General features: G+C 43.1%; 6 protein-coding genes. 4 read left to right on the top strand and 2 right to left on the bottom strand.

The window, feature by feature from the left end:
* Positions 1 to 262 precede the first annotated feature (262 nt).
* Together dnaE and trxA are read left to right on the top strand one after the other, a co-directional pair.
* Complete coding sequence (dnaE, locus tag ACFS6H_RS06935) at positions 263 to 3,940, top strand: DNA polymerase III subunit alpha (protein ID WP_386096613.1); 3,678 nt, start codon at positions 263 to 265, stop codon at positions 3,938 to 3,940.
* Between the two features lie 175 nt (positions 3,941 to 4,115).
* The gene (trxA, locus tag ACFS6H_RS06930) at positions 4,116 to 4,433 is read left to right on the top strand and encodes a thioredoxin (RefSeq protein WP_386096611.1); all 318 of its coding nucleotides are present in this window, start codon (positions 4,116 to 4,118) and stop codon (positions 4,431 to 4,433) included.
* 82 nt (positions 4,434 to 4,515) lie between these two features.
* Here the strand turns inward: trxA and ACFS6H_RS06925 are convergent, their stop codons facing one another.
* The gene (locus ACFS6H_RS06925; protein ID WP_386096609.1) at positions 4,516 to 5,832 is read right to left on the bottom strand and encodes a nucleoside permease; all 1,317 of its coding nucleotides are present in this window, start codon (positions 5,830 to 5,832) and stop codon (positions 4,516 to 4,518) included.
* Positions 5,833 to 6,064: 232 nt separating this feature from the next.
* Between ACFS6H_RS06925 and ACFS6H_RS06920 the strand changes: the two genes are divergently transcribed.
* A complete protein-coding gene (locus ACFS6H_RS06920; RefSeq protein ID WP_386096607.1) occupies positions 6,065 to 10,114 on the top strand; it encodes a choice-of-anchor J domain-containing protein in 4,050 nt (1,349 codons plus the stop codon).
* Between the two features lie 92 nt (positions 10,115 to 10,206).
* Positions 10,207 to 11,385 (top strand): aminofutalosine synthase MqnE, encoded by a 1,179-nt coding sequence (mqnE, locus tag ACFS6H_RS06915; RefSeq protein ID WP_386096605.1) that lies wholly within the window; start codon positions 10,207 to 10,209, stop codon positions 11,383 to 11,385.
* 362 nt (positions 11,386 to 11,747) lie between these two features.
* Here mqnE and ACFS6H_RS06910 read toward each other — a convergent pair whose 3' ends face one another.
* Entirely contained in the window at positions 11,748 to 14,525 is a 2,778-nt protein-coding gene (locus ACFS6H_RS06910; RefSeq protein WP_386096603.1) for a 2-oxoglutarate dehydrogenase E1 component, read from the bottom strand.
* Positions 14,526 to 14,820 lie beyond the last annotated feature (295 nt).

Here is a 14,820-nt window from a genome sequence, read left to right as displayed (position 1 = left end):
AGCCCAAAGGCTGCCCGATGCGCAGGGTTTAGTGCGCAGCAACGCGAAGCACCGGAGCGTCAGCGGAGCCCGGAGCAGCGGGAACTGAAGCTGACCGGAGTTACCAGTGCCGGCAGCCCCTTTTAAGTATAAAAACATACAGATAATCTACAAAATTTAAGCACATCCTGCTGTATAACTTTTGTTGCCAAACCAATGATAAAAAATGAACTTAGCACCGGTTTTTTTGTCATTATATAGATCGATTTTGTAAGATTTTTTTATGCAATTTTCTCATTTACACGTACATACACAATATTCACTGCTGGACGGTGCAGCATCCATTGATAACCTGTATAAAAAGGCCATTGCCGATGGCATGCCCGCCCTGGCCATCAGCGACCATGGTAATATGTTCGGCGTTTTCCAGTTTGTATCCGAAGCCTATAAACATAAAAATGCCGATGGCAGCCTGAAAGTAAAACCCGTAGTAGGTTGCGAGTTTTATGTTACCGCCGACAGGCACGTTAAAACCTTTACAAAAGAGGTAAAAGACAAACGTTACCACCAGATCTTTTTGGCCAAAAACGAAATTGGTTACCGTAACCTGACCAAACTTACCTCCTATGGTTTTATTGAAGGTATGTATGGTAAGTACCCGCGTATTGATAAAGAACTGATACTGGAATACCACGACGGCCTTATTGCCACTACATGCTGCCTGGGCGCCATGGTGCCGCAGGCCATTTTACGCGGCGATATGGAAGAAGCAGAAAAAGAGTTCAAATGGTGGCTAGATATTTTTGGCGAAGATTTTTATGTGGAACTGCAACGCCATGGTATGGCCGAACAGGATAAAGTAAATGATGTACTGGTAAAATTTGCGCATAAGTATAATGTAAAAATTATTGCCAGTAACGACTCGCATTATGTAGACCAGGATGATTTTAATGCACACGATATTTTATTGTGTATTAATACCGGTGAAAAAATTAACACACCGGCCATGCGTGAGTTTACGGATGACGATATGCAGATGAAGAATAAACGCTTCGCCTTTCCTAATGACCAGTTTTATTTTAAGAATACCGCCGAAATGACGAGTATTTTTAAAGACCTGCCGCAGGCCATTGATAATACCAATGAAATTGTTGGCAAAATAGACCTGCTGAACCTGAAGAAAGATATTCTGCTGCCGGCCTTCCCCATTCCCAAAGAGTTCCAGTTACATACTACTGCCGAAGTGATAGGGAAAGATATTATTACCCCCGAGGTTAATAACCAGTGGGAGTATTTAAAACATATTACCTACACCGGTGCTAAAGAAAGGTATAGCGATCTTACCCCCGAGATACAGGAAAGGATAGACTTTGAGCTGTTCACCATTAAAACCATGGGGTTTGCCGGTTACTTTTTAATTGTGAGTGACTTTATTAAAGCCGGCCGTGACCTGGGTGTATTTATAGGCCCCGGGCGTGGATCGGCAGCCGGATCGGTAGTAGCCTATTGTATTGGCATTACCAATATTGACCCGGTAAAGTATAACCTGCTTTTTGAAAGGTTTTTAAACCCCGACCGTAAATCAATGCCGGATATTGATACCGACTTTGATGATGAGGGCCGGCAGAAAGTAATTGACTATGTGGTGGACAAATATGGCAAAAACCAGGTGGCACAGATCATCACCTATGGTACCATGGCCGCCAAAATGAGTATCAAGGACGTAGCCCGTGTAATGGACCTTCCGTTGAACGAATCCAATGCCCTGGCCAAAATGGTTCCGGAAAAACCGGGTATTAAACTGCACCGTGTATTGCATGCGCCTTTACGTGCGAAAGACGGGGAAAAATCATTAGAAGAAAAAGATGGTTTGCAAAGTGAAGATATTGAGATTGTTAAAAAATTAAGAGAGGTTTATAACCAGGAAAATACATTAGCAGGCAGGGTATTACATGAGGCCGAAAGACTGGAAGGATCGGTACGTAATACCGGTATACACGCTGCCGGTATTATCATTGCACCAAAGGACCTCACCGATCTTTTGCCCGTAGCTACGGCCAAGGACTCATCCTTATGGGTAACACAGATCGAAGGTAGTGTGATTGAAGAAGCGGGTGTAATTAAGATGGACTTTTTAGGGCTTAAAACCCTTACCATTATTAAAAACGCACTGGCTTTAATTAAGCAGAATCACGGTATTGAGATAGAGATAGACAATATACCCTTAGACGATGCGAAAACTTTTGAACTATACCAGCAGGGTGCGACCATTGGTACTTTCCAGTTTGAGAGTGTGGGCATGCAGAAATACCTGCGTGACCTGAAGCCCGACCAGTTTGCTGACCTTATTGCCATGAACGCCCTGTATCGTCCGGGACCGCTGGCCTATATACCCAACTTTATTGACCGTAAACACGGCCGGGAGAAAATAGAGTATGACCTGCCGGAGATGGAAGAATACCTGCAGGAAACCTATGGTATTACCGTATACCAGGAACAGGTAATGTTGCTGGCACAAAAACTGGCCGGCTTTAGTAAGGGTGATGCCGACGTATTACGTAAGGCCATGGGTAAAAAACAAATTGCGGTACTGGACAAAATGGAAAAGCAGTTTGTGGAAGGTGCCACGGCCCGTAACCATCCTGCGGATAAGCTTACCAAAATATGGAATGACTGGAAAGCCTTTGCCCAGTATGCCTTTAACAAATCGCACAGTACCTGTTATGCCTTTGTAGCGTACCAAACAGCTTACTTAAAGGCCCACTACCCCGGTGAATATATGTCGGCCGTATTAAACAACGCCGGCGATATTACCAAAACCACCTTCTTTATGGAAGAGTGTAAACGTATGGGCATTAAAGTACTGGGGCCTGATATTAACGAGTCCTTAAAAGGTTTTGCCGTGAACAAGGCAGGCGAAATACGTTTTGGCCTGGGCGGTTTAAAAGGTGTGGGCGAGGCAGCCATTGAAAGTATTATTAACGACCGTGAAGCAGGAGAATACAAAGATATTTTTGATTTTATTACCCGGGTTAACCAGCGTACGGTAAACAAAAAAACACTGGAATGCCTGGTATATGCCGGCGCTTTTGATTGCTTTACTGATGTACACAGGGGACAGTATTTTCATACCGGTGTTGGCGAATCGGTAAACAACCTGGAAAAAATTATTAAATACGGGCAGGTTTTGGCCAATCAGCAGGCCACTACCACCAATACCCTTTTCGGGGATATGGACACGGCAATGGATATACCCCAGCCCAAACTATCGGATTGTGCCCCCTGGTCGTTAACCGAACAACTGGATTATGAAAAAACAGTGACCGGTATGTTTTTAAGCGGCCACCCGCTGGACCATTATTTGTTTGAAAAACAACACTACGGCATTACCAATATTGTGGACCTGAACGAGTTCAGGGATAGTATTTCCCTGCAAAGCAATAAGGGAAAGCTGTTTAAACTAATTGCGCTGGTGGTAGGTGCCGATCACCGCGTAGCACAAAACGGGAATAAATGGGGACGTTTTACCCTGGAGGATTATTCGGGTAAAACGGAAATTGCCTTATTCCGGGAAGAATACTTAAAGCTGGCCCCTTTCCTGGAGCAGGGTACCGCCGTATACATCACCGGCTTCTTTAAATCGAGGTTTAACCAGGAGCAGTACGAGTTTAAGATCAATACCATTAGCCTGGCGGAAACATTAAAGAAAACCCAGACCAAACAAATTAATATATCAGCTCACCCGCGGCATATAACCCGGGAGATGGTTGATTTTCTGGTAAATAATCGGAGACAAAACCCGGGCTCGGCCAGTTTCCAGTTTTACATTGCCGACCCGGCCGCAAAACTGAAGATATGTTTGCTGAGCGGTAGTAATGGCCTGGATATGAACGATGAGTTCATCAGCTTTATCCGGGAGAACGATTACCTGGATGTACAAATAATTCCCACGCCGGTTTAAACGCGGCAGGGTAATATGTTAAAAATTAAAGTTTTACACGACAGGTTAACCGCTAAATGAAGGTATTACGTGCAATAATGACAAGTTTTACACAACTTTCTGCCAACTATACCTGTTATTAATTACGGAATTAAATTTGTACTTCATTTACAAACAATAAAACAAATATTATACAATGGCTAAGGAATTTAACGATGCTAACTTTCAAACCGAAGTATTGGCATCTGACAAACTAAATGTAGTTGATTTTTGGGCAGAATGGTGTGGCCCCTGCCGTGCAATAGGCCCGGTAATTGAGGAGCTTGCCAAAGAATACGACGGTAAAGTAAACATTGGTAAGGTAAACGTGGATAACAACCCGCAGATATCTGTTGATTATGGTATTACCTCTATTCCTGCCATCTTATTTATAAAGAACGGTGAAGTGGTAGATAAATTAGTAGGTGCACAGCCTAAAGGAAATTTTGTGAAAAAAATTGAAGCACATATCTAATTATCGCTGTTCAATATATTTAAAAAGCTACTGGTATCCAGTAGCTTTTTTATTTGCAGTTGACCATGCTGAAACAGACCGGTTAATGCGAGAAATTCTTTGCAGCATCTACGTTGTGTTTATGCTTAAATAATATAGCAAACAATACAGCAATCACCAATGCATATACAGTAAACACCAGCCAGATACCATGCCAGTCCTTGCCAGTTGATAAAGTAAAATACCGGTCGATCATCCATCCGCTGACGATACTTCCCATAATAGCGCCAAAGCCATTGGTCATCATCATAAACAAGCCCTGGGCCGATGCCCTGATCTTTGAATCGGTAGTTGTTTCAACAAACAGGGAACCGGATATATTAAAGAAATCGAAAGCCATACCGTACACAATATTGGAGAGTATGATCATCCACAGCCCTGTTTCCGGGTTGCCAAAGGAGAACAGCCCAAAACGTAATACCCATGCAAACATGGAAATAAGCATTACCTTTTTAATACCATACCGCTTTAAGAAAAAAGGTATGGCCAGGATGAACAATGTTTCCGATATCTGCGAAATGGATATGATCATCGTGGAATATTTTACCACGAAAGAATCGGCGTATTGCGGAATATTTTCAAAATCCTTTAAATAAGTATCACCATACATATTGGTTAACTGTAAGGCGGCACCCAAAAACATGGAGAATAAAAAGAAAAGCAACATTTTATAATTGCTCAGTAAGCGAAAGGCGTTCAAGCCTAATAACTCGGCTAATGATGCATTCGGATTAGCTTCTTTTTTGGGAGGACATTTGGGTAATGTAAATGAATACAGGCCTAATACCAAAGCAAAAGTGCCCGCAATATAAAACTGGTTGGCATTGATGCCATAGCCGGTGATTGCCGCAATTTTTTCGCCCAAGGCTTTACCAATTTCCAGTGGTGATTGTGGATCGCTCACTAAATTGGTGATCCACATGGCCGCTATAAAACCGATGGTGCCCCATACACGTATAGGTGGAAACACTTTAATAACATCATAATGATTATCCTTCAGTATGCGGTAAGATAAAGAGTTGGATAAAGAAATGGTAGGCATGTAAAAACACATGCTCAATAACAACATCCAGAAAAAAGTATTGGGCACATCAATAGCCGGTAATACAAAAAGCGTAACGCCGTATAATATATGTAAGATACCATATAACTTTTCGGCATTCACCCATTTATCAGCAATAATGCCGATCACTGCCGGCATGATCAGTGAACCAATACCCAAGGTGGAAAATACTGCACCGAATTGTTCGCCCGTCCAGGACTTATACCCAAATCCATAAGAACCCAGTGTGGTAAGCCAGGCTCCCCATACAAAAAACTGGAAAAAACTAAGAAAAGTCAGGCGGTATTTAATATTCATACATGTTTTTTAGCTGTTAATCAGGTATATATGTCAAGCAATGGTTAGCGAAAGATAGGAAAATGTATCAACCTGAGAAAAATTGAAAATCTTATCATACAAAGGCCGCAAAAAGCTGCAAAAAACCAGGTATTATATATGAATATAATTTAACATTTTTTTCGGGTTGTTTTTTTATTTCAGTATTATTGTGATGCTTATTAGAATTTTTTGTAACCTAAACTATACTGCTTTGAAAAAATTTACCCTTTTACTAGCGGCAGGATTTTTGTTTTTTGGCATGCAGGTGACTTTTGGTCAAACCACACCAAAAGCACGTATAAGTGCAGAAGAGAAAAGTGCTGTTGTTGCATCAAGGAATACCCCTCCCGGTACTTTGCAACGATGCGGTACCACTGAAGCCTACGAGCAACTATTCAAACAAAACCCTGCCTTTAAAGCACAATTTGAAGCCAACCAGCGCAGGCTGGCCGAAATTTCCAGGCAAAGAAGGGAAACCTCCCGGGTTACAGCCCTGGAAGATACCGTAGCAGTGGTAATACACGTTATTGGCAGTGCCGCTTTACAGGCACAGGTAACCGATGCTATTCTGCAATCGCAAATCGATACCCTGAATGTTGACTACAATGGTAAAAATGCTGACAGTGTTCGTATACCTGCTGCCTTTAAACCTGTGTATGGCAAAATGGGTATTACTTTTATTTTAGCCAAAACCGATCCCAACGGCTTTCCAACAACCGGCATCGAACGCAGAACCAATAGCATTACGTTCAGTTCGGGAACTGCCGATAATGCAAAACGTACGGCCAACGGTGGTTTAGATGCCTGGGATGGTACTAAATATTTAAACCTGTGGGTTGCTGAACTGACCGGCGGTTTATTAGGTATTTCGGTATTTCCCGGAGACCCGCGTCCTTTGGCCTTACACGGTTTTTTATGTGATTACCGTGCTTTTGGCTCAAATGCCAGTTATCTATATCCTCAATTTAATAAAGGCAGAACAACTACCCACGAGTTAGGGCACTTTTTAAACTTACGTCATATCTGGGGTGATGACGGCACCGGCGCCAACTTTGATCAATGTACAGCAAATAGCTGTAACGGTAGCGACCTTGTAGCAGATACCCCCAACCAGTGTGTGATGAATTTTGGCAATCCCGATCCTACAGGGGTAGGTGTTGTTAAGACAGATGTTTGTAGTCCTGCTGCACCAGGTGTAATGTACCAGAATTTCATGGATTATTGTGATGACATAGCCCTGGTAATGTTTACCCAAGGGCAAAACACCCGTATGGAAGATGCTTTCAATTCTCCAGACCGGGGTCCGTTACTGAGCTCATTAGCGTATAATCCGCCACCACCAGCTGCCGGAAACGATGCCCGTATTTCTGCTATTATTACACCTGCCAACGGTTCTACTTTTGCCTGTGGTACAACAGTAGCACCCCAGGTAACTATTATGAATATGGGTAGTAATGCCTTATCCAGTGCCGCTATCGTTGTAAGGGTAAATGGCACAGCCGTAGGCTCTCCTTTTGCCTGGACCGCAGGTACACCTTTAGCCCAGGGACAAACAGCCAATATTACTTTACCTGTAATAACATTGCCCAGCGGCACCTCGGTAATTAAAATTCATTCTACCTTACCCAATAACCTGGTAGATGCCAACCCGGCCAACGATACGTCCACCGTATCGGTAACAAGGGTAGATCCACAGACATTACCCGCTTCCAATGATTTTGAGACTGTCTTTTTAAACCCGGGCTTCACGATCAGCAATCCTGATAATGATGCACTGGAATGGATATGGGCTACACCAGGTACAGGAGGTACAGGTACCGGAGCTGCTGCTGCTGATAACTATAATCAAGACGCAGTTGGAACTTTTGATGATCTTTTAACACCCACCTTTTTAAATACAGGCCTATTAGCCACCGATTCTATTTACCTGTCATTTGACCTGGCCTATAAATTCTATGCTGATATTTTTGGCAGTATTTCGGATGAATTACAAATACTGGTAACCAACAACTGTGGTGCAAGTTATACTACCCTTTTCCAGGGTACAGGTAATGCCATAGCCACAGGAAGTAGCGGTAATATTTTTATACCTACACCCGCCGATTGGAGAAGAAGAACATTTGCTATCGGGCAAAATATTTTCTCAGGCGGTAATTTCCAGTTTGTGATCAGGAATGTAAATAACTGGGGTAATGTAATGTGGATTGACAATATTAATGTTGCCTTAAAACCACGTAAGGACCTGCAGGCAAGTGCCATTACCAGGCCGGCGGTTACGGAGTGTACGTCTAACTTCTCTCCTACATTTACAGTACGCAATAATGGCGGACAAACCATTACTGCCTTTAAAGTAGGTTACTCCTTAAATGGTGGTACCGCAGTAGAAGTTGCCGTAAACCAGACCCTGGTTCCCGGTGCATCATATACGCATACCTTCCCGGCTATTACCTTCCCTACCGGATCCAACAGCATCCGTTATTATGGTATAGATCCTTTATCTGCTGAAGGCGGTACTGATGGTACACCGGCTAATAATGAAATAACAAGAAGCTTTGTTGTTCCGGCCAAACAGGTAAATGTTAGCGAAGGCTTTGAAGGCACTACCTTCCCGCCTGCCAGCTGGCTACGTATTAATGCCGATAATGGTGTTACCTGGCAGAGAGTGAATTATGGTAAATCGAGCAGTTACTCGGCCTCGGTAAACAACTATAATTACGCAACAAATACTTATTTATTTGACCACTTACAAACACCGATCGTAAAAACTGACGGGGCCGACTCTGTAATTATTTCATTTGATGTTGCCCACCAGCCTTACGAAGATGAAAATGGTATATCAGTAGATAACCTGGGTGTACTGGCCTCCCGTAATTGCGGCACCACGTTCTCTGTTATTTACAGCAAAACCGGCGAAGACCTGGCCACTGTACTTCCGGGTACTGAAGATCAGTATTTACCTAGCCCCAACGACTGGAGAAGAGAAAGGGTTGTATTTGACCTGACCACTACCGCAGCCACTGAAACTATATTCCAGTTCAGGAACGGTAATGCCTATGGTAATGATATTTATATTGACAATATTAATATTGAACCTAAATTCAAACGTGATCTAAAAGTTGAGTCCATTGAACCGCCTGTAGCCTGCGGAACCAATTATACGCCTACAGCCATAGTGCGTAATAACGGTACCAATACAATTACCGGCTTTAAAGTGGCTTATACGGTTAATAACGGTACACCTGTTGTAACAACAGTAACCGGTGTTACCTTCCTTAAAAATACTACCATGAATGTGGCGTTAACCGCCGCAACACTGAATGCGGGTAGCAATACCATTAAAGTATACAGCTTTGATCCTATCGGAGCCGGCGCTATTGTGGGTGACCAATACCTGGTAAATGATACCATTACCAGGACAGTGGCCACTGCTACTACAGTACAAAACAGTATTGTACAGGGATTTGAAGCCACTACCTTCCCGCCAACAGGCTGGACCATCGGCAACCCTGACGGGGCACTTACCTGGGCAAGATCGGGCGCAGGCAATAACAGTACGGGTTCTGCATTCTTAAGGAACTTTACCTATTATAGCAATGGCCAGAGAGATGGTTTATTCTCTCCGGTACTGGAATACAGCCAGGCCGATTCATTAACCCTGACCTTCGATGTATCAGCTACTAAAATTGATTATGCTGATCCGGCAACTACCGCTTCGGATACCCTTGAAGTATTGATCACCAAAGATTGTGGTAACACTTATACTTCTGTGTACAAAAAATGGGGTAACACATTACAAACGGTAGGTAACGCCAATACCGGCGGGCAGTTTACAGAATACACGCCAAACGGCTCGTATTTATGGAGAACCGAAAAAGTAAACCTGGCACCTGCTGCCGGCGCTACAACCGGCAACCTGCAGGTAGTATTCCGCAACACCACCAACAACCGCAATAATATTTTTATTGACAATGTAAATATTACAGCGAGAACTTTACCGGAAAGATTAAAAGCTGACGGGTATATTGTTTCTCCAAGTCCGTTTACCACACAGTTCCGGGTTTGGTTTATACAAGCCCCTGCTGATCTGAAATATGTTTCGGTTTATAACTCCTCCGGCCAGCGTGTTTGGAGTAAAGAGTACAGTAATAACACGGCCAATGTTTTACAGGTTGACTTAACCGGAAAACCCGCCGGAACCTATATTGTAAGAATTGGGTATGGTGGTAAAGAGGTAGAGACCAAAATTGTTAAAACAAACTAATTAACCTTAGTGTTAATAGCAAAACCTCCCGAACTATCGGGAGGTTTTTTTGTTTTATGGGTGTACCTTTGCACCATCTATTTTTTATTCGTATGGCACAATTATCATCTGCAACAGACAATATAAACCTTTCCCTGTCACACCCCGGGCTATCCGCTATTGCTGCTAAAGTGGCACAAGGTACCCGTATTACCGATGAAGATGCTTTATTGTTATTTGAGGAGGCCAGCCTGCCTTTTGTAGGAAGCCTGGCTAATGCCATCCGTGAAAAAATGCATGGCGACACTACCTACTTTAACCGGAATTTCCATATTGAGCCGACCAATGTTTGTTTATATACCTGTCATTTTTGCTCTTATAGCCGGGTATATGCACACCGTGACGAAGGCTGGGAACTGAGCCTTAGCCAGATGATGGACATTGTAAAAAAATACGATGGCAAACCTGTTACAGAAGTACATATTGTGGGAGGCGTACACCCTAAAATGAACCTGGAATTTTTTGCTGAATTATTACGTATGATCAAGGCACACCGCCCTGAACTGCATATAAAAGGCTTTACTGCCGTGGAGCTGGATTATATGTTCAGGAAGGCAAAGAAAACGGTGGCCGAAGGCATGCAATATTTACACGAAGCAGGCCTGGATTCATTGCCGGGTGGTGGCGCCGAAATTTTTCATCCCGATGTACGCAACCAGATATGCGCTGACAAAGTGGATGGGGATGGCTGGTTAGCCATACATGAAGCAGCCCATAACCTGGGTATGCACAGTAATGCCACCATGCTGTTTGGCCATATTGAAAAATACGAACACCGTATTGATCATATGCGCCAGTTAAGGGATATGCAGGACAGAACAAAAGGCTTCAACACTTTTATCCCGTTAAAATTCAGAAATGGTGATAATGATATGAGCCATGTACAGGAAAGCAGCCTGGTGGAGGATATGAAGATGTATGCCATTGCCCGTATTTACCTGGATAATTTCCCCCACATGAAAGCCTACTGGCCTATGCTGGGTCGTCAAAATGCACAGTTATCACTTTCATTTGGTGTAAACGATATTGACGGTACCATTGACGATACCACTAAAATATATTCCATGGCCGGCTCGGAAGAGCAAACACCCGCCATGAGTACTGCACAATTGGTTACCCTGATTAAACAGGCCCGCCGCCGCCCGGTTGAACGTGATACCTTATACAATGTGATCAGGGATTATAATGACATTGATATTAAAGAAATTGAAACCAACCCTTTACTGAATTAATACAGGATACAGACTTGTTTAATGTTTAAAGTCTAAAGTTTTAGGTTATCGTAATAGTGTGTAGTTTTCTATATTGCTTTATCAGTAATTTAAAGCTGTATACTTTTTTTTGTTACCACCGTCCCTCCTTTGATTGAGCTTCCGTTGCGTCGCACACTTGTACGCCTTTCTGTCTATTCGTCAAACTGAATAAAACCACAACATAAAAAAAACAATACACAAAGCAGGCTGTAACACAATGCTGATTAACAAACGGAACGATGCAGTGTTCGCAACGACTGTTGATTAACGATATCACTGATTGATTAAAAATAAAAAAGCCGGACTTTAGTCCGGCTTTACATAAAAGTTGTGTTGTTCTATTAAATGCTGAATGCTGTTTCCACAATTTCTTCCTGCTCCTGTTTGTGAATTTTTGCATACCCGGTTGCCGTAGAAGCCGATGGCTGACGACTGATAACACCGTAGTTGATGCTCTTTAAATTCATCTGTAAGAAAGAAGCTGCTCCCATATTTAAAGGCTCTTCCTGTACCCAGAACCAGGTGGCTTTATTGTATTTTGCCTGTAAAGCTTCCAGTTGTTTTACCGGTAAAGGATATAATTGCTCTACACGTACCAGGGCCACATCTTTACGGTTATCTTTTGCCTGGCGTTCGGCCAGGTCATAATATACTTTACCGCTACAGAATAATACCTTGCTTACATCCGCAGCATTATCTACAAAAGCATCATCAATTACTTCTTTAAAACCACCTGTTAAAAACTCCTCCTTACGGGAATAAGTACCAGTATGACGCAGGTTGGCTTTTGGCGAGAAGTTAATTAATGGCTTACGGAAATTCCAGGCCAGCTGGCGACGTAACGCATGGAAGAAATTGGCGGATGTAGTAATATTGGTGACTACCATATTATATTCGGCACACATCTGTAAGAACCTTTCCATACGGGCACTGCTATGTTCAGGCCCCTGTCCTTCGTAACCATGTGGCAATAACATGACCACACCATTCATGCGGTTCCATTTTTGTTCACCGGCTGCAATAAACTGGTCAATGATAATTTGGGCACCATTGGCAAAATCACCAAACTGTGCCTCCCATATTACCAGCGCATTGGGGTTGGCCATACTGAAACCATACTCAAAGCCCAATACACCATACTCACTCAGGAATGAGTTAAAAATGCGGTACTTACCCGCGTTCTCGCCCAGGCGGCTTAAACGGTTATAATCCGTTTCATTATTCTCATCCACCAATACCGCGTGACGATGGCTAAATGTACCACGGCAAACATCCTGTCCGCTCATACGTACATCCTTACCTTCGGCAACAATACTGCCATAGGCCATTAACTCGCCTGAGGCCCAGTCCAGTTTTTGTTCGGTATCAAATAATTTTATTTTATCCTGGATAATTTTTTCAACCTTCCTTAATGGCTTGAACCCTTCGGGCCATTGCATAATACCGGTAAACACCTTGTTAAATGCTTCTTCGCTGATGGCCGTAACCGGTGATGCTTCAAAATCTTCGCCAGTTGCTTTTACCATATTACGCCACCACAGTTCCGGCTGCTGGTAAGTATAAGGCAAAGGTTTTTGTTTTACTTCATCCAAACGGTCCTGCAGGTCGGCCCAGAATTTCTTCTCCATTTCCTTAGCCAGTTCCTGCACATCTTTTTCCCCATGATCGATCAGGTATTTTACATACACTTCCCTTGGATTAGGATGTTTATCAATCAGAGAATATAAAGTAGGTTGTGTGAATTTAGGGTCATCGCCTTCATTGTGACCATGTTTACGGTAACATACCAGGTCAATAAATACATCGGAATGGAATTCGCTCCTGAAACGAGCAGCAATCTCGGCGCACTTCACCACAGCTTCAGGGTCATCGCCATTAACGTGTAAAACCGGGCTTTGTACCATAGCAGCCAGTGATGTGCTGTAGTCAGAGCTACGGGCATCATCAAAATCGGTGGTGAAGCCGATCTGATTATTAATAACAATATGTACCGTACCGCCGGTGTAATAACCGGCCAGTTTTGACATTTGTAATATTTCGTACACAATACCCTGACCTGCTACTGATGCATCACCATGAATTAAGATGGGTAATACACTTTCATACACTTCATCGTGTAAAGTGTTGGCACTGCTGCGGGCAAAACCCAATACAACAGGGTCTACCGCTTCCAGGTGTGAAGGGTTGGGCATTAATTTTAAATGGATGGTATCACCGGCAGGTGTTTCAATTTCGCTGCCAAAGCCCATATGGTACTTTACGTCACCGCTGCCCATGGTCTGGTCAACAGCACCGGTACCTTCAAATTCGCTGAATATTTGTGAGTAGGTTTTACCCATAATATTGGCCAGTACATTTAAACGGCCACGGTGCGCCATTCCAATTACTACCTCTTTTACGCCATTGGCAGCAGATTGATTGATCACCGCATCCAGAGCAGGGATAGTGGATTCACCACCTTCCAGTGAAAAACGTTTCTGGCCTACATATTTGGTATGCAGGAATTTTTCGAACATCACGCCCTGGTTAATTTTTTCCAGGATACGTTTTTGTTTATCAATTGGCAGCGGGTTAATGAAGTTACGCTCCATTTCATTGGTCAGCCAATCCACCTTTTTCTGGTCGCTGATATATTTGAACTCAATGCCCACATGTCCCGCATAACATTTTTGCAGGTGCGTTAAAATGTTCCTAAGGCTGGTAGTGCCCAGGCCTATCAGGTTACCGGCAAAAAAGTTTTTATCTAAATCGGCATCGGTAAAGCCAAAAAAGCTAAGCTCAAGATTTGCTCCACGGTCCTTACGCTGGCGAATGGGGTTGGTATCGGCCAGCAGGTGTCCTTTATTCCGGTAGCCTAAAATAAGGCGGTAAGCGCCCAGTTCCTTCTTCCATTCAACACCATCGGTAGTTAAAGCAGCGCCGCTGGCTGCCGGTGCGGCAGTTGCAGCATGGCCGTTCTGGCGGGCAGTCCCTTCCAGTCCCTGGCTTACAGCAAAATCAAAACCCTCAAAAAACTTGCGAAACTCAGCATCAACGCTTTCCGGGTTACTGGAAAACTCCTTGTACATGTTTTCAATAAAGGCCGGCGAAGAGTTGGTGATATACGAGAAATCTTTCATTGTGGAGCAATTTGAATAATATCAGTTTGTAACCTGCAAATATCGAAGAAATCTATTGCTTAAACAACTCTATAATAGTTAAATAGCCATTATTTTTTAACCTGTTTTCATCTTTTGGGAACGAAAAACCTTTGCAATCGTTCCCGAAAATTATCCCCGGAGTTTTGCGACTTCCAAATCATAAGCTTTTCATATCCATTGCTTAAAATGTTGTAATTTTGTGTATCTGGTGAAAATAAGGGGCCGGTGCAAAAAAAATGTACTTTTATTGTGGTATTCTGATAAAAACCCCTAC

The organism is Terrimonas rubra, from assembly GCF_042686025.1.
GTDB lineage: Bacteria > Bacteroidota > Bacteroidia > Chitinophagales > Chitinophagaceae > Terrimonas > Terrimonas rubra.
The sequence above is the reverse complement of the archived record's forward strand: the minus strand, read 5'-3'. Positions and strand labels throughout refer to the sequence as shown.